Annotated in this window: 13 protein-coding genes; 6 read left to right on the top strand and 7 right to left on the bottom strand. The window is 58.5% G+C overall.

The features are described from left to right. Positions 1–15: 15 nt before the first annotated feature. Entirely contained in the window at positions 16–1143 is a 1128-nt protein-coding gene (locus EAH78_RS04605; protein WP_123433780.1) for a branched-chain amino acid ABC transporter substrate-binding protein, read from the bottom strand. Positions 1144–1493: 350 nt separating this feature from the next. On the opposite strand from EAH78_RS04605, the gene EAH78_RS04600 reads away from it, so the two are divergent. Further along, entirely contained in the window at positions 1494–1799 is a 306-nt protein-coding gene (locus EAH78_RS04600) for a DUF2288 domain-containing protein (RefSeq protein ID WP_140666187.1), read from the top strand. Positions 1800–2102: 303 nt separating this feature from the next. Here the strand turns inward: EAH78_RS04600 and EAH78_RS04595 are convergent, their stop codons facing one another. Next, positions 2103–4304, bottom strand: coding sequence for a hypothetical protein (locus tag EAH78_RS04595; protein WP_140666185.1), 2202 nt, complete (start codon positions 4302–4304; stop codon positions 2103–2105). A gap of 196 nt (positions 4305–4500) precedes the next feature. Here EAH78_RS04595 and EAH78_RS04590 point away from each other — a divergent pair, with 196 nt between their 5' ends. Next, positions 4501–5397, top strand: a complete 897-nt coding sequence (locus tag EAH78_RS04590) for an NAD(P)-dependent oxidoreductase (RefSeq protein ID WP_140666183.1) — start codon at positions 4501–4503, stop codon at positions 5395–5397. On the opposite strand, the gene EAH78_RS04585 is transcribed toward EAH78_RS04590, so the two are convergent. Both EAH78_RS04585 and EAH78_RS04580 read right to left on the bottom strand, forming a co-directional pair. Continuing rightward, complete coding sequence (locus EAH78_RS04585) at positions 5288–7570, bottom strand: putative bifunctional diguanylate cyclase/phosphodiesterase (protein WP_140666181.1); 2283 nt, start codon at positions 7568–7570, stop codon at positions 5288–5290. The genes EAH78_RS04590 and EAH78_RS04585 overlap by 110 nt on opposite strands. A 148-nt stretch (positions 7571–7718) precedes the next feature. Continuing rightward, on the bottom strand, positions 7719–8084 hold the full coding sequence (locus EAH78_RS04580; RefSeq protein ID WP_140666179.1) for a YkgJ family cysteine cluster protein: 366 nt from the start codon (positions 8082–8084) through the stop codon (positions 7719–7721). A gap of 292 nt (positions 8085–8376) precedes the next feature. Here EAH78_RS04580 and EAH78_RS04575 point away from each other — a divergent pair, with 292 nt between their 5' ends. Then, positions 8377–9726, top strand: coding sequence for a spinster family MFS transporter (locus EAH78_RS04575; protein WP_140666176.1), 1350 nt, complete (start codon positions 8377–8379; stop codon positions 9724–9726). Positions 9727–9906: 180 nt separating this feature from the next. Here EAH78_RS04575 and rapA read toward each other — a convergent pair whose 3' ends face one another. Continuing rightward, positions 9907–12753, bottom strand: a complete 2847-nt coding sequence (gene rapA / locus EAH78_RS04570) for an RNA polymerase-associated protein RapA (RefSeq protein ID WP_140666175.1) — start codon at positions 12751–12753, stop codon at positions 9907–9909. A 218-nt stretch (positions 12754–12971) separates the two neighbouring features. On the opposite strand from rapA, the gene EAH78_RS04565 reads away from it, so the two are divergent. The 3 genes from EAH78_RS04565 to ccoM all read left to right on the top strand — a co-directional run bounded on the left by EAH78_RS04565 (position 12972) and on the right by ccoM (position 13792). Next, positions 12972–13313, top strand: a complete 342-nt coding sequence (locus EAH78_RS04565) for a hypothetical protein (RefSeq protein ID WP_027925620.1) — start codon at positions 12972–12974, stop codon at positions 13311–13313. Between the two features lie 59 nt (positions 13314–13372). Then, complete coding sequence (locus EAH78_RS32280; protein WP_007935839.1) at positions 13373–13534, top strand: hypothetical protein; 162 nt, start codon at positions 13373–13375, stop codon at positions 13532–13534. Between the two features lie 144 nt (positions 13535–13678). Continuing rightward, positions 13679–13792 (top strand): cytochrome c oxidase subunit CcoM, encoded by a 114-nt coding sequence (ccoM, locus tag EAH78_RS33110; protein WP_282381713.1) that lies wholly within the window; start codon positions 13679–13681, stop codon positions 13790–13792. Between the two features lie 267 nt (positions 13793–14059). Here the strand turns inward: ccoM and EAH78_RS04560 are convergent, their stop codons facing one another. Together EAH78_RS04560 and EAH78_RS04555 are read right to left on the bottom strand one after the other, a co-directional pair. Then, the gene (locus tag EAH78_RS04560) at positions 14060–15535 is read right to left on the bottom strand and encodes an inorganic phosphate transporter (protein WP_140666172.1); all 1476 of its coding nucleotides are present in this window, start codon (positions 15533–15535) and stop codon (positions 14060–14062) included. 378 nt (positions 15536–15913) lie between these two features. Continuing rightward, positions 15914–16114 carry a hypothetical protein gene (locus EAH78_RS04555; RefSeq protein ID WP_007935837.1) on the bottom strand — a complete coding sequence of 67 codons (201 nt, stop codon included), beginning with the start codon at positions 16112–16114 and terminating at the stop codon, positions 15914–15916. Between the last annotated feature and the right edge of the window lie 320 nt (positions 16115–16434).

Raw genomic sequence — 16434 nt, 5'->3', positions numbered from 1 at the left:
CAGTCAGGCAAGGCCTTACTGAGGCGAAGCTTCAGTTTTTGGTTTGCCGAAGTGCCACTCGTAAACCACAAATTTGAAGTCTTTCAAGTCGCCCTTGGCGTCGAACTGCAGATCGCCAGTCGGGGTCTTGAAGGTGCCAGCGTGGATGGCAGCAGCCACTTTGGCTGTGTCTTCGCTCTTGGCGGCTTCGATACCACCGGCAATTACTTCAACAGCCGAGTAGGCCGGGAACACGAACGGACCGCTCGGGTCTTCTTTCTTCGCCTTGAACGCGTCAGCCAGGGCAACGTTGGCCGGATCCTGGTCGAAGGATTTCGGCAGGGTTACCAGCAGACCTTCGGAAGCGTCTTTGGCGATCTGCGAAATGGAGTCGTTACCCACGCCTTCCGGACCCATGAACTTGGCTTTCAGGCCTTTTTCCTGGGATTGACGCAGGATCAGACCCAGCTCCGGGTGGTAGCCGCCGTAGTAGACGAAGTCGACGTTGGCTTGCTTGAGCTTGGCGATGATCGAGGAGAAGTCCTTGTCGCCGGCGTTGATGCCTTCGAACACGGCAACCTTGACGCCTTTGCCTTCCAGGGTTTTCTTCACGGCGGTGGCGATGCCTTCACCGTATTGCTGTTTGTCGTGCAGAACAGCAACGATTTTCGGTTTGACGTGATCAGCGATGTAGTTACCGGCGGCAGGGCCCTGGGCGCTGTCCAGACCGATGGTGCGGAACACCATTTTGTAACCACGAGCGGTGATGTCCGGGCTGGTGGCAGCCGGGGTGATCATGATCACGCCTTCGTCTTCGTAGATGTCCGAAGCCGGTTGAGTGGAGCTGGAGCACAGGTGACCGACCACGAACTTGACGCCGTCGTTGACGACTTTGTTCGCGACCGCTACCGCTTGTTTCGGATCACAGGCGTCATCGTATTCAACGGCTTCGAGTTTCTTGCCGTCTACGCCACCTTTGGCGTTGATTTGTTCGATGGCCATTTTGGCGCCACTGAACTGCATGTCGCCGTATTGGGCTACAGGACCGGTCTTAGGGCCGGCGATGCCGATCTTGATGGTGTCAGCTGCGAACGAATGGCTGGCAACCCCGGCCAGAACCATAGCGGCAAACAGTTTGGAAATCTGCTTAGTAGCCTTAGTCATAGTGCTCCACTCTTACTGTTGTAGTTTTTATAGTCCTGGCGCCGTAGCAGCAGAACCGGGTCAGATATCTTCGATATCCTCCGGAAAATGCCCCCGGCAACTGTACCGGTACAGTGTAGAGCGCCAATTGTTAGCCTGGGAAGCTAGCGCCGGGGGGCAAAACCTGAGGGTGTCGCTTTTTTGAAAGAAAAAGACAGAATAGCGGCGGGATGTTAGCTGGCTAATTGCTTGATTCAGCGGCATTCCTTGGCTTTTCTGCTCTTTTCAATCGGTGACTCAATTGCAACCGGGTTTTTCTGGCGGACCACCGACGTTATCATTCGCGTCGATTTCTTTTCCGGACAGGACCCATGACTCAAGAACCTAGCACCCTCTATGCCAAGCTGCTTGGTGAAACCGCATCTATTACCTGGAAAGAGTTGGAGCCGTTCTTCGCCAGGGGTGCCCTATTGTGGGTCGACCCCGGTCTGGATTTGATTGCTGCTGCCGAGGCTGTGGCTACTGACGAAGGCGAGAAAGTGGCCGCCTGGCTGGCTGCCGACCAGGTCGCCAAGCTGTCTGAAACGCGGGCGCTGGATCTTTTTGAGCGTGACCCGCAGCTGTGGGCCGTGGTGGTTTCGCCGTGGATTCTGATCCAGGAAAGGGCGACGAGCTGAATCGCTGCGCCTTCTTGGTGCGTCGAGCGGGCAGGGAAAAGTGTGTAGGTGAGTAGCGTGATGGCATGTTGCCGTAGAGAAAGGCCACAGGCGTGGCCAGCATCACGGTGACGTAAACGTAACGGGAACAGTTTGTCGGGCGGCCTGGGAGCTGCTTAATTGTTTCTGGATGTTGGATTTGTGTTGAATCTGATGCCGCCTTCGCGAGCAAGCCCGCTCCCACATTCGACCGCATTCCTTCAGGAGGAACTCGGTTAAATGTGGGAGCGGGCTTGCTTGCGAATGGGGCGATGCGGTATCGGATCAGACAGTAAACGTCTTGCCCGTATGGTTATTCAGCGAAATAACCTTGGTCTTGCCAATGCGGTGACGGTAGATCTCACGCAAGTACTTGACCGCTTTCTTCACGCAATCACGCGACAGGCGAATGTCGTTGATCGAGACAAACTTGTCCTTGTCGTTGATCAGCTCGCGGTACTTCTTCTCGTACATCGGTTTGATCGCGTACCAGTTGGTATCGAGGATCTTCGCCGGGTTCTCGAATTCGTTGAGCAATTCGTCGATGCGGTCTTCGTCGAATTCTTCATTGATGATGAAGTCGAGGATCGAGTTATCCAGCGTCTCGTCGAAGCGGTACGGGTTCTTCGCGAAGCAGCGCTTGATGAACGCGACGATCAGCGTCAGGAAATCGTCCGACAGGCACGGGCTCTTGGCGATCAGGGTGGTCAGCGACAAGTTGGCCGAGGCGCCGATCACCAGTGCGTAACGCTTGAGCGTGGTGTTCGGGAACAGGCTGTTGAGGTGAGTCTTCAACCGGTTCAAGTCCATGTAGGACAACTTGTAGTCTTTGGGCAACGAAACGATCGACACCACCGACGAGCAGTTCTTGAAGAAGTGCAGGTCGTGCAACGCGGCCGCGTCGTAGCCGGAATTCTTGTACTGCTCAAGCGAGGCACGATAGCGCTTGGACTCGATCGGCAGCAGGCTGATGCCTTCGATCGCCTGGGTCACTTTGTTGAAGTGCGGCAGGTCGATGGAGCGGAAGAACAAATCATCGATGTTCAGGCGCTGCGGCTCTTTCTCGAACACCTTGAACTTGTCGCTGCTTGGCGGCGGGGTTTCCGGCACCACGGACTCGGCGTAGGCAATCGCCACCGGACCGGCCAGGCTCATGAACAGGTCGTTGGCGTCCAGGCGAATGGTTTCGCCGATGTCGATGCCGGCGCGACGGAAATAGTTCTGGTCGTAATCGGTCGTGACCGCCTGCGCCGTCAGAATGTTGAAGATCTGCTGCGAGATGTATTGGTTGGCGTGTTTTTCCATCGCATTGACGTCAATGTTCTGGATGTTGCCGTCATCGCTTTCTTCGGCATAACGCATGATGTCGTTGGAGATCAGCATCATGGCGTTCCATGGGCGGATACGGCCCATGACGCTGGCTTCGCTGCTGTCTTCGTTGTCGAAGTTGTAGGAGAAGTCCCACTCTTCCGACAGGTATTTACACAGCAGGCGACCGGCATTGATGTGCAGCGCCTCGGACATTTCGCTGCGGTGATCGGAAATGTTCGGCAGTACGCAAATGCCGCTGGTGAAAATCGGCTCGAAAACGAAGGAATGACCGCTCTTGCCGTCATGTTCGTCCATCGGCTTGGTGTCGAACGTCTTGTTCATGTACGAGTGCTGCTGGGCCAGGCCGAATTCCGAGGCCATGCCCGAACCGGTACCGCCGCCGGCACTGAAGATCGAGAAATACAGGCGCGACTGGTTGGCCTTGATCCCGCAGCTGTCGATCAGGTACGAGTGAATCATCTTCCAGTCAGGGCTGGAGAAACGCTGGGTGTCCTTGTTCAGGATGATCTTGGCCAGGTACTGACCGAGAATCGGCGCGTTACCGGCACCACCGGCGTGGACTTCCGACAAGTCCATGATTTTCATTTTGCTGTAGTCGCGCAGGAAACCGCTTTTTTCGCCCTTGCGCGAGAAACGGATGCGACCGGCAATGTCTTTGTCGAGGTCACCAAGCATCACCAGCGGTTCCACCAGGAACACCGGTTTGGCGCCCTTGTTGCTGCCCAGGCGCAGGTTGTTACGAATCCATTGCGCCGGGCTGTAGCCCTTTTCCGCAAAGCGTTTGTCCGGCGACAGACGGTCTTCGTTATTGAATTCATTGAGGTAGAACTTGCGGGCGTTGTACACCAGCTCCGCGACGTCCAGGGCAATGTTCGAGCCGCAACGACCGAGACCGATCAGGCACACCGACGGGAATTCCTGGTCGTTGTGCTGTTCGCTGGCGCCTTCCAGATGGGGCGGGCGCGGGAACACCATGTCGCGCAGGCCATCGAGGTTATCGAGGATACGGTCAGTATTGGTTTCAGTGAAATACAGGTATTGCTGAGTGGCCAGCGGGCGCGTCGGGGTCAATGGCTTCGACGATGAGGGGCTGTTCGCCGCGGGGCTCAGAGTCAGATCGGAGACCGTAGCGGCCGGGTTATTTTTAGAAGTCATTGGGCGCCATCTACCTGGACTGGTTGGCTGAGCGACAACTGTCGTCAAACCTTCACGGAATGGGATCTCGCGTCTTTTTTTTGCGCGTATTTGGCCAAAGTCTCAGGGACTCGCCTGAGCAGCAGTGGGTGGAATCCTTTCCTTAGTCATGATGGATCGGCCAATATTCGGCGATCTTTAATCAAAAGGAGGCTAAATGATGTCAACGCTACCTTCGTTGGGGTTCGCCGGAATTGGCCTGATGGGCCTGCCCATGTGTCGGCGCCTGCTGGCCGCGGGCTATCCGTTGACCGTGTGGAACCGCAACCCGGCCAAGTGCGCGCCGTTGGTGGAGGCCGGTGCCCGACAAGTGGCAACCCCTGCTGAGTTGTGCCAGCACGCCGACATCGTCCTGCTGTGCCTGGCGGACACCGCGGTGGTGCGTGAGGTGGTGTTTGGCCCGGCCGGGGTGGCCTCTGGGGCGAAAAGCGCGCAGTTGCTGGTGGATTTTTCCAGCCTGGAACCCAGCGCTACACGCGAAATGGCCAAACAACTGATCGACAGCACCGGCATGAGTTGGCTGGATGCACCGGTGTCCGGCGGCGTGGTCGGCGCCGAGGCTGGCAGCCTGGCGATCATGGTGGGTGGCGAAGCCGCGGATCTGCAGCGAGTGCGTCCGCTGTTGCTGACCCTGGGCCAGCGAGTCACCCACATGGGCGGCGTCGGGGCCGGGCAGGTGACCAAGGCGTGCAATCAGATGATCGTGGCGTGCAATGCGCTGGTTATTGCCGAAGTGGTGGCGTTGGCCGAGAGTTCCGGGGTGGATGCCCGTTTGATCGCCGAAGCGCTGGCCGGTGGGTTTGCCGATTCAAAACCGTTGCAGATCCTCGCCCCGCAAATGGCGAATAGCCAATTTGAACCGGTGAAATGGCATGTGCGCACGCTGCTCAAAGACCTCGACACCGCCGTGAAATTTTCCCGCGAACAGGGTTCGGCCACGCCACTCAGCGGGTTGGCTGCGCAACTGATGCGACTGCATGGGAGCCAGGGCTTCCTGGAAAAAGATCCATCGACGTTAGTGCAGATGTACCGCGAGCCAGGCTCAACGGTGTGACGTTGCACGAATGCCGGCGCTGGTTGATTTCGTTCAGCACCGGACGCAAATCGGCCAGCGGCACCGGACGACTGAGCAGGTAGCCCTGAACAAAGTCACAGCCCAGGCGTTCGAGAAAATCGTACTGCTCAAAGGTTTCGACGCCTTCGGTGACCACCTGCAAATGCAGGCTGTGGGCCATGACGATAATGGCCTGGACGATCTCCATGTCCTGGGCCGCTTTGGGAATGTCCTGGATAAACGAGCGGTCGATCTTCAGCGTGTTCAGCGGCAGGCGCTTGAGGTAGGCCAGGGACGAATAACCGGTACCGAAGTCATCGATCGACAACGAGACCCCGAGGGCACGAATCTGCCGCAGCAGCACCAACGTGTTGGCGAGGTTGCCCATCAGCGCATTTTCGGTGACTTCCAGCTCCAGCCGATGTGGCGCTACACCGGAGGCGCGCAGTGCAAGTTCGATTTCGTCGGCCAGCTCTTCACGCGCAAGGTTCAGCGGTGAGCAGTTCACGGCGATCTTCAGTTCTTCGCAGCCGTGGCGGGACAGTTCACCCAGGTCTTCGCAGGCTTTGCGCAGCACCCAGTTGTCGAGTTCGCGGATAAGGCCGTTCGCCTCGGCAATGGCGATAAACCGATCAGGCGCCAGCAAACCGTGAACCGGGTGTTGCCAGCGAACCAGGGCTTCGAGCTTGCTGACCTGGCCGGTTTTCAGGTCGAAGATCGGCTGGTAATACAACATCAACTCATTGTCTTTACGCAACGCGTGCCGCAGTTCCTCTTCGAGTTGCAGCTCCATCGTGGCGCGGGTTTTGAGAATGGAGCTGAAAAAATTCAGGCCGTTGCGGCCATCGTCCTTGGACTGGTACAGCGCCAGGTCGGCGTTCTTCAATAGTTCTTCACAGGTCCTGCCATCTTGGGGGAACAGGCTGATGCCGATACTGGTGGTCATGACCATGTTGCGCCCGGAGAGCTCGATGGGCTCCTTCATTTTCAGCATGATGCGCTGGGCCATGTGCTGCGCTTCTTCGGGATCGTTCAGGCCGATGAGAATGCAGAATTCGTCACCGCCAAATCGGGCCACGACATCGTTGTGGCTGCGCACCGAACTCTTGATATGTCCGGCCAGCACCTTGAGCAGCTCATCGCCCGCGTCGTGGCCAAGGCTGTCGTTGATGCGCTTGAAGTGGTCGATGTCGAGGAACATCACCGCGAGCATGCCGCCTTCATTGGTCTTCTCGATCAGTTTCTCAGCGAATATCTGATTGAAGCCGCGACGGTTGATCAGGTTGGTCAAGGCGTCGTAATGCGCCACTTGTTGCAGCGACAGGCGCGCCTGATCCAGTTGGCTGAGCAGCGAATTGACCCGCTGCAGATCACGCTCCTTGTGTTGCAGCTTCTTGTCCGCCAGTGCCGCGCTGATGCTGCTGCCGATGATCAGCAGCGTCATGACCGCCACCGTCAACGCCAGTTGCAGATGACTGTGTTCACCGGCCGGCGCCATGACGCTATCGCGGGGCACCACCAGATTGAAGGCAGCCATGCCGGTGAAGTGCATGCTCAGGATGCCGGCGCCAAGGAGGAGGCTGGCGCTGTATTTAAGTAGCTGGTGAAACATTCCGGTGCCGTCACGCAAATAGCGCGACAGCAACAGCGCCGAGAGGCTGGCGCCAATCGCGATGACGATGGACAAGGCGAACAATGCCGGCTGGTAGTAGGCCGTGGCACTCGAATGCATCGAAGCCATGCCCACGTAGTGCATGGCGGTAATGCCCAGCCCGACCCACACGGAAGCCTTGAGGCAATGCCGGACATTCAGGTCGGGGAGACTCAGGGTGTGCATCACCAGCCACGCCGCACACAGGGCGATTGACAGTGAAATCAGAGTGACGGGGAGTTGGTAGTGAATATCGACAGGTGCCTGGAACGCCAGCATGCCGATAAAGTGCATGGCCCAGATGCCGCCCGCCAGGCACCCGCTGCCGACCCAGCGCCAACGGCGTTGCGAGGCCGGGTTTTCCGCATGCGCCACACGCTCTGCCATGTCCAGCGTGGCAAAGCAGCCAACACACGCCACCACATAAGCCAGCAGCACCAGAAAAGGGTCATGCGCGCAATTGAGTATGAATTGCCCGCTCTCTGGTAGCTCGGTAATGAAATGCAGACCAAGCCACTCCATAGCACGCCCCGTCGTTGTCATCCAGGCCGGCACAATGAGCGCTGGCGAATGTCATCGAGTATAGAGGCCTTGCCTGGAGTGCAAGGGGTGATGGCAAAATGGCTCCATATGTTTTTGGCATCACACTAATCGCGTTTGGTACTAAGCCTCAGGCAATTTGTTCGTAAGGTATTTCGAACCCCGGTTGCAAGGGCGCAAGGCCAAATGCCGCCCGGGCAGCATCGCAATCCACGTTGGCCTGACCATTTTCCCAGGACGCCTCAAACTCCCGGCAGGGGCTGGAACGTTCGTTGTAAATCGAGCATTTGACCTCGCTGCCGACTGTTCCCACAAGGCTGATGCAGCGGGCGGGTTTGCAGTCGGTGCCGAGCATCGCCACACGACTGGGGCTGATCGACGCGACCAGATCATCCGGTACCGTCCCCCCGGAAGAGGCGCATTCACCCCAGAAAAAAGACACACGGAAATAGGAACAGCAGGCACCGCAATTCAGACACGGACTGACTTCGGACATGGTCGATTATCTACGCAGGAGGGGGTACGCAGGGGAGCGGACAGGGGGGCTATTCTAGGCTTCGCAACGGGCTTTGGAAGGGGGTATGAAAGGTATTTTTCAGCGACGGACGGCACCGTGAAAATAGCGGCCGGATCCCCGTGAATCCTGGGCCTGGCGATCAGCCCGTCTGCGTGAATGCCATGGCCTGATATCAGCCTTGTAAATAATGACAGACAGTGTGGGTGGGCCTGTCTAGATTGACGATTCCGGGGACAGTGAGGCCCCAATAACAATAAAAGAGACGGACCCCATGCAGAACTCGACCCAAGCGGCGAATGCCTGGCGCATTCTGTTCCTGTTGTTCCTGGCCAACCTGTTCAACTTCTTCGACCGCACCATTCCCGCCATCATCATCGAACCGATCCGCATGGAATGGCACCTCAGCGACTTTCAGCTGGGGATCATCGGCACCGCTTTCACCCTGGTTTACGCAATTGCCGGCCTGCCGCTGGGGCGGATGGCCGATACCGGTTCGCGCAGCAAGTTGATGGGCTGGGGCCTGGCGGTCTGGAGCGGGTTGACGGCAGTCAATGGGCTGGTGGGCAGCTTCTGGAGTTTCCTGATCGTGCGCATGGGCATCGGCATCGGTGAAGCCAGTTACGCACCGGCCGCCAACTCGCTGATCGGTGATTTGTTTCCGGCGCATCGCCGGGCACGGGCGATGGGCATCTTCATGCTGGGTCTGCCGCTGGGGCTGTTGCTGGCGTTCTTCACCATCGGCGCGATGGTCAAGGCATTCGATAGCTGGCGTGCGCCTTTCTTTATCGCGGCGGTGCCGGGGCTGATCCTGGCGATCTTCATGTTTTTCATCAAAGAGCCGAAACGCGGCGCAGCTGAAACCGTGCAGGTGTCGCAGGAGCGCGTGGACCGGCCGATCCGCCGGGTGCTGGCGGTGCCGACGTTCCTGTGGCTGGTGATGGCGGGGCTGTGTTTCAACTTCGCGACCTACGCCTGCAACTCATTCCTGGTGCCGATGTTGCAGCGCTACTTCCTGATGCCGTTGCAGGAGGCTGCGGTGGCAACGGGCGTAATCGTCGGCGTGACCGGTTTGTTCGGCCTGACACTCGGCGGCTGGGTCGCCGACAAGATCCACCAGAGAGTGGCCAATGGTCGGCTGTTGTTTGCAGCGTTCAGCCTGATTATCTCGACCGTATGCACGGCGTGGGCGCTGCACTCCGGACGTATCGAAATTGGCGTGTTTGTCGCGATCTTCAGTGTGGGTTGGTTGTTTGCCTATAACTTCTATACCTGCGTCTACACCGCGATTCAGGACGTGGTCGAGCCGCGTTTGCGCGCGACGGCGATGGCGTTGTTCTTTGCCGGGCTGTATTTGCTCGGCGGTGGATTGGGGCCCGTGGTGGTGGGCGGTTTGTCCGATCACTTTGCGCACACAGCAATGCTGGCGGCGGGTGCCGAACAGATGACCGAGGCGTTCAAGGCCGTCGGGCTGCATGACGCGATGTACCTGATTCCGGTGGCGTTGTTCTTCACCATGGTGTTTCTGTTTATGGCGTCGCGGTGTTTTGTGCGGGATGCGAAGCGGATGAAGGAAGGGTTGGTGGCGGTGGTTGAGCCTGGGGTTTCTGTGGCGACTGCCTGATCGCCTTCGCGAGCAAGCCCGCTCCCACATTTGACCGAGTTCTTTCAGGAGAAATGCGGTCGAATGTGGGAGCGGGCTTGCTCGCGAAGAGGCCTTCTGCATCACCATTACCATCAGCAGCCAAAAAAAAGGCCCGCATCACTGCGGGCCTTCTTTATTTCGCCGGGTAGAGCAGGGGATTTAACCCGCCACCAACACCCGAATCGCTTCCAGCCGCAACGCAGCCTTTTCAAGCATGGCCAACCCTTGCTCGCGCTGTTTACGCAGGGCAACCAGTTCGCTGTCGCGCACGGTCGGGTTCACGGCTTGCAACGCTGTCAGGCGCGCTAGTTCTTCATCGGTATCCGCTGCCAGACGACGCTGCGCCTCGGCCACACGCTCGGCATGACGCGGCAGGATCTTCTCTTCGCCGGCGTTGATCCGTGGCGTCAGCTGATCACGCTGAGCCTGGATAAACTTGTTGGCGCTGGCACGCGGGACGCTTTCCAGTTGATCGTTCAAGGTCTCGAACGACACCCGGGCCGACAGGTCATTGCCGTTGGCATCGAGCAGGCAGCGCAGGGCGGCCGGCGGCAGGTAACGGCCCAGTTGAAGTGAGCGCGGGGCCACCACTTCGCTGACGTAGAGCAGTTCCAGCAACACGGTGCCAGGCTTGAGCGCCTTGTTCTTGATCAGCGCAACGGCGGTGTTGCCCATCGAGCCGGACAAGACCAGGTCCATGCCGCCCTGAACCATCGGGTGCTCCCAGGTGATGAACTGCATGTCTTCGCGAGACAGCGCCTGGTTGCGGTCGTAGGTGATGGTCACGCCTTCGTCGTCGCCCAGCGGGAAGCTGGCGTCGAGCATTTTTTCGCTCGGCTTGAGGATCAGGGCGTTTTCCGAATGGTCTTCGCTGTCGATACCGAAGGCGTCGAACAGGGTTTCCATGTAGATCGGCAGGGTGAACTGATCGTCCTGCTCAAGAATGTCTTCGACCAGCGCATCGCCTTCGCCAGCGCCGCCGGAATTGAGTTCCAGCAAGCGGTCACGGCCGGTGTGCAAGTCGGCTTCCAGACGCTCACGCTCGGTGCGGGCTTCGTCGATCAGCGCTTGCCACTCGCCGTCGTCGGCCTCTTCCAGCAGCGGCAGCAGGCGCGGGCCAAACTGATGCTGCAAGGCGTTGCCGGTCGGGCAGGTGTTGAGGAACGCGTTCAGCGCTTCGTGGTACCACTGGAACAGACGCTCTTGCGGGCTGGTTTCCAGGTACGGCACGTGCAGCTCGATGATGTGCTTCTGGCCGATCCGGTCCAGACGACCGATACGCTGCTCCAGCAGGTCCGGGTGTGCCGGCAGATCGAACAGCACCAGGTGGTGCGAGAACTGGAAGTTGCGACCTTCACTGCCGATTTCCGAGCAGATCAGCACTTGTGCACCGAATTCTTCGTCGGCGAAGTAAGCAGCGGCGCGGTCACGTTCGAGGATGTTCATGCCTTCGTGGAACACCGTGGCAGGGATGCCGGAACGCACGCGCAGGGCGTCTTCCAGGTCCATGGCGGTTTCCGCGTGGGCGCAGATCACCAGCACTTTGGTGCGCTTGAGCATCTTCAGGGTGTCGATCAGCCACTCGACGCGCGGGTCGAATTTCCACCAGCGTTCTTCTTCGTTTGCGTCCGGCTGAGCCTGGAAGCTGACTTCCGGGTACAGCTCGGCGTGATCACCCAATGGCAGTTCGAGGTATTCGTCGGGGCATGGCAACGGGTACGGATGCAGTTTGCGCTCCGGGAAACCCTGCACGGCGGCGCGGGTATTACGGAACAGCACGCGGCCGGTGCCGTGGCGATCCAGCAGTTCACGCACGAGGCGCGCGCTGGCTTCTGTGTCGCCATCGTTCACGGCGGTCAGCAAGGCTTCGCCTTCGTTGCCGAGGAAACCGTGAATGGTCTTGTGTGCTTCCGGCGACAGGCGCCCCTTGTCCAGCAGCTCCTGAACGGCTTCAGCCACCGGGCGATAGTTTTCGCTCTCGGCGCGGAAGGCGGCCAGGTCATGGAAACGGTTCGGGTCGAGCAGGCGCAGACGAGCGAAGTGGCTGTCCTGGCCCAGTTGTTCCGGGGTCGCGGTCAGCAGCAGCACGCCGGGAATAGTCTCGGCGAGTTGTTCAACCAGGGTGTATTCCGCGCTGGCCTTGTCTTCATGCCACACCAAGTGGTGGGCTTCGTCGACGACCATCAGGTCCCAACCGGCGGCAAACAGTGCGTCCTGGGCTTTCTCGTCTTCGACCAGCCACTCCAGCGCAACCAGCGCGAGCTGGGTGTCTTCGAAGGGGTTGGTGGCATCGCTTTCGATGAAGCGCTCTTCGTCGAACAATGCGACTTGCAGGTTGAAGCGACGGCGCATCTCGACCAGCCACTGGTGCTGCAGGTTCTCGGGAACCAGGATCAGCACGCGGTTGGCGCGGCCCGAGAGCAGTTGGCGATGGATCACCAGACCGGCTTCGATGGTTTTACCCAGGCCGACTTCGTCGGCCAGCAGAACACGCGGCGCAATGCGGTCGGCGACTTCGCGGGCGATGTGCAGTTGGTGCGCGATCGGTTGTGCACGCACGCCACCGAGGCCCCACAGCGCGGACTGCAACTGGAGGCTGGTGTGTTCCAGGGTGTTGTAACGCAGGGAGAACCAGGCCAGTGGGTCGATCTGCCCGGCGAACAAACGGTCGCTGGCTAGACGGAACTGAATGAAGTTCGACAGTTGGGTTTCCGGCAGCGTCACGCTTTCGTTCTGCGCGTTGAGACCGTGGTAGACCAACAGGCCATCGACGTCGTCGACTTCCTGGACCGTCAGCTTCCAGCCTTCGAAGTGAGTGATCGAGTCACCGGGCGAAAACCGCACGCGGGTGAGGGGCGCATTCCGTAGCGCGTACTGGCGAGTCTCGCCAGTGGCCGGGTAGAGCACGGTCAACAAGCGGCCGTCCTGTGCCAGAACGGTGCCTAAACCCAGCTCGGCTTCGCTGTCACTGATCCAGCGTTGCCCCGGTTGATACTGCTGCGCCATGCTGCCTGACTCCCACCTTGAAAAAGCGGGCTATCTTAACGGAAGGAGGCCCTCAGGGCCAAAGGACTCTCATAAAAACTCGCAGTCTTACGTTAGCCCAATGAGGTCGCGCTTGCCGGACAGGGCACCTAATCGTGCCAAACGGGTCACAGTTTGCGACCGATGGCTAAAGTCGTCATCCCCGCAGCCGACAGCCTGCTGACAGGAGACTAAAAATTATGCTGCTACCGATGCTCCCCTTGAGTGCCGTGCCGATCACCTCACAGCACGACCCGATTCGCCAGCGCCCGGATATTCCGCCGGTGGTGCCGGTGCAGGAAAGCTCGAACGAAAGCACGATCGACCTGCAGCAGCGCGATCCCGAAGAAGCGGCTTTTCAGCTGCGCGAGGAACAACGCCGCAAGCTCGAGCGCGAGCGTCGCCGCCGCGAGGCCGATGAAGACCCTGAGGAGCACCTGGCCATTCCCGGTGACGAACTGAATGCCGATAACACCGTGCCGGTGGCGCCGCTGATGGAAGATCAGCCGCGTCAGGGTTTGTGGGTTGATATTCAAATTTGAGTTGTGGCGGGTCAGACCGCATTATTGCGATATACCTGTCAAACGATGCCCTGAGCACCATGAGCCAAGACGATAAGCTGATTGATCTCAACTCTGAACGCGCCAAGCGGGTTCACGACCTTAATGAAAAACGTTTGAACGAAGTTCGTCAGGCGTTTGAGCAGGCAATGCCTTTGGGCAAAGCCAAGAAGAAACCGAAGAACAAACCGAAAAAGCGTTGAAACCTCCTGCATCTTTTGATGCAGGTCAGTTATTACCCCGCCTTTACGCCCGGTCTCGGGCGACATTGATCCAGGTCAATTTTCTCTTCTGCCTGTTTGGTTAACTTAGCCCTATCGCAACAGGGCAAGCCCAGGAGGCCAGTCATGTTTTTCGACAACGTGGTGATCGCCGGAGTGCTGACTGTCGGCCTCATGGTTATGTTTTTCGCAGGGTTTGGATTTTTTATCTGGAAGGATTCGCACAAGCGCAAACCGTAGTTCTTTCTGGATGTAATGAGCACGCAAGGCATTTTGGGCAACTTCGGTTGCCTTTTTTTTGCCTGCAATTCTTATGGGTAAACAGAGATTAAATGTGGGAGCGGGCTTGCTCGCGAAGGCGGACTGAGCGCCAACAAGGATGTTGAATGTTATGGCCTCTTCGCGAGCAAGCCCGCTCCCACAGGGGATTTGTAGTGATTGATCGATTGCAGATGCAAAAAAGGCGCGAACCTCACGGAACGCGCCTTTTTATTGAGCAGCGATGTATCAGCTACCCAGCGCCTTCGACGCCAGCCAGAACAGGCCGGCCGACAGGCCCACCGTCGCAGGCAGGGTCAGGATCCAGGCCAGCAGGATGGTTTTCACCGTGCCGCCTTGCAGACCGCTTTTGTTCGCGACCATGGTCCCGGCCACGCCCGAGGACAGCACGTGGGTGGTGGAGACCGGCAGGCTGAAGATGTTGGCCAAGCCGATCATGCACGCAGTCGTGATCTGCGCCGACATGCCTTGGGCGTAAGTCATGCCTTGCTTGCCGATCTTCTCGCCGATGGTCAGTACCACGCGTTTCCAGCCCACCATGGTGCCCAGGCCCAGTGCCAGTGCGACCGCCAGAATCACCCAGAACGGCGCGTATTCGGTGGTGGTGGTCAGGTCTTTGCGCAGTTTGTCCAGGTCAGCCTTTTCACGGGCATTGAGGCTAGGCAACTTGCCGACTTTCTTCGCCGTGTCATCCAGGCAGAGCAGGTAGCGACGCACTTCGATGCGGCTTTCCGACGACAACGAGTGGTAGTCCGATACACCTTTAAGCGTGCCGAGCAGGGCAGTGATGGTCGGTTCGGTCTGTTGCGGGTTGCAACGGAATTTCTCCGGCAGATCACCTTCGATGCTTTTGCCCAGTGCCAGGTATTCACCCAGAGTGTCGGCGTTGCGCTTGTAGAACTGGCTCAGGTGCAGGGTCGCATCGCGGGTCCGTTCGATCTGGTACGTCGTACTGCCCAGGTCGAGGACGAACTGCGCCGGCACGATACCGATCAGCACCAGCATGATCAGGCCGATACCTTTCTGGCCATCGTTGGAGCCGTGCACGAAGCTCACGGCCATGGCCGAGATCACCAGGACCAGACGGTTCCAGAACGGTGGGTGCTTCTTGTCATCGAGCTTGCGACGCTGATCCGGTGTCTTGTGCATCTTCGACAGTGGACGCCACCATTTAAGGCCGATCAACACCAGTGCCGCGACGAGGAAGCCGGCCATTGGCGAGAACACCAGGGAGGCACCGATGTCGATCGCCTTCTGCCAGTTCACGCCATCGGCCAACGGAATGTCGTTGATCAAGGCGTTGGCCAGGCCGACACCGAGGATCGAACCGATCAGGGTGTGGGAGCTGGAGGCCGGGATACCGAAGTACCAGGTGCCCAGGTTCCAGGTGATGGCGGCAGCGAGCAGCGAGAACACCATGGCCAGTCCGTGACCGGTGTTCACATTGATCAGCAGTTCTACCGGCAGCAGGTGGACGATGGCATACGCCACGCCAACACCGCCCAGCAGCACGCCGAGGAAGTTGAACACCCCGGAAAAGAACACCGCCAGATGGGGCGGCATGGCTTTGGTGTAGATAACAGTGGCCACCGCGTTTGCGGTGTCATGAAAGCCGTTGATGAACTCGAAGGCGAGGACAAAGGCCAGGGCGAGCAAGAGGCTCACAAGCACCCAAGCATCCAGTCCGCTGAATAAATCGATCATGAAGGTTTTCTGACCCGGTCGTAAGGGGGCGCGATTATGCCAGAAAAGACTGCTAATCAATGCACTTGCTGCTCATCGGTAACATTCTTCAACGAATTAATTGGCAAGGGACGCCAATCTCCCAGCGTTTTACCGGGTTTTGTAAGTCGTTGAATTATCTTGAAAATACCGCAGGCGCAAGGGTTTCTCTCGTGCACTCGAGAGGCTTGAACGCTTGTGTGAAATATCTGAGAAGAGGGTCAGAAACGAGCCATTTGCCTCATCCGAGGGGTGAGGTGGCCGCTGCCCGCTTGTAGCGGGCACGAAAGGCTTGATCGATGCCACACGCTTTTTAGCGGGAGCCGACGCAGACCCCTGAAAGAATTCAGGCCGAGGCGGTCAAGGCTCTTCGGCTTTGAGTTCCTTTTCCATCTTCTGCAGTTCTTGGGTGAACGCCTGGTCCTGAACGGTGGCGCGTTTACGCCAGGGTTTACGTTCCGGTTCGGGCTGGGCGGCGTAGGTGGTGACTTCCCCGCCGTAAACTTCCTTGTAACGTTGTTCCTGGCGCTCAAGTTCCGCGCGCAGTTCGTCTTTCGTCACAGTGCTACCTGTATGAGTTGGGATAATTTCCGGTGAAACGCGCTGCATCGAGTCGATTGACCACGCTCGTAGAAAGGGAAATGCCTGAGAAGGCAACCTTTTGACGGCATGTGAACAATACTTCCATGTTGCAGGCGGCCACGACACCAGAGAAAAACAGCTGACGCAGCATCAGGTTCCTGTTTCAGCGAGCGCATTGGCGGAGCATATAAAATGAACGTCAAGCGCTTGCTGCGGGCAACGACAATGGGACATCGCGCTGCCGGGTGACAGAGTCGGTGGATAAAAAACCGTTTCGCCACTGGATTGCATTATAGCGG

Source organism: Pseudomonas arsenicoxydans (genome assembly GCF_006438915.1).
In the GTDB taxonomy this organism is placed as follows: domain Bacteria; phylum Pseudomonadota; class Gammaproteobacteria; order Pseudomonadales; family Pseudomonadaceae; genus Aquipseudomonas; species Aquipseudomonas arsenicoxydans_A.
The sequence above is the reverse complement of the archived record's forward strand: the minus strand, read 5'-3'. Positions and strand labels throughout refer to the sequence as shown.

Bases quoted from the DNA above. Each gene is read 5' to 3' on its own strand.
- EAH78_RS04605 (WP_123433780.1), bottom strand. From the start codon at position 1,143: ATGACTAAGGCTACTAAGCAGATTTCCAAACTGTTTGCCGCTATGGTT.
- EAH78_RS04600 (WP_140666187.1), top strand. From the start codon at position 1,494: ATGACTCAAGAACCTAGCACCCTCTATGCCAAGCTGCTTGGTGAAACC.
- EAH78_RS04595 (WP_140666185.1), bottom strand. From the start codon at position 4,304: ATGACTTCTAAAAATAACCCGGCCGCTACGGTCTCCGATCTGACTCTG.
- EAH78_RS04590 (WP_140666183.1), top strand. From the start codon at position 4,501: ATGATGTCAACGCTACCTTCGTTGGGGTTCGCCGGAATTGGCCTGATG.
- EAH78_RS04585 (WP_140666181.1), bottom strand. From the start codon at position 7,570: ATGGAGTGGCTTGGTCTGCATTTCATTACCGAGCTACCAGAGAGCGGG.
- EAH78_RS04580 (WP_140666179.1), bottom strand. From the start codon at position 8,084: ATGTCCGAAGTCAGTCCGTGTCTGAATTGCGGTGCCTGCTGTTCCTAT.
- EAH78_RS04575 (WP_140666176.1), top strand. From the start codon at position 8,377: ATGCAGAACTCGACCCAAGCGGCGAATGCCTGGCGCATTCTGTTCCTG.
- rapA (WP_140666175.1), bottom strand. From the start codon at position 12,753: ATGGCGCAGCAGTATCAACCGGGGCAACGCTGGATCAGTGACAGCGAA.
- EAH78_RS04565 (WP_027925620.1), top strand. From the start codon at position 12,972: ATGCTGCTACCGATGCTCCCCTTGAGTGCCGTGCCGATCACCTCACAG.
- EAH78_RS32280 (WP_007935839.1), top strand. From the start codon at position 13,373: ATGAGCCAAGACGATAAGCTGATTGATCTCAACTCTGAACGCGCCAAG.
- ccoM (WP_282381713.1), top strand. From the start codon at position 13,679: ATGTTTTTCGACAACGTGGTGATCGCCGGAGTGCTGACTGTCGGCCTC.
- EAH78_RS04560 (WP_140666172.1), bottom strand. From the start codon at position 15,535: ATGATCGATTTATTCAGCGGACTGGATGCTTGGGTGCTTGTGAGCCTC.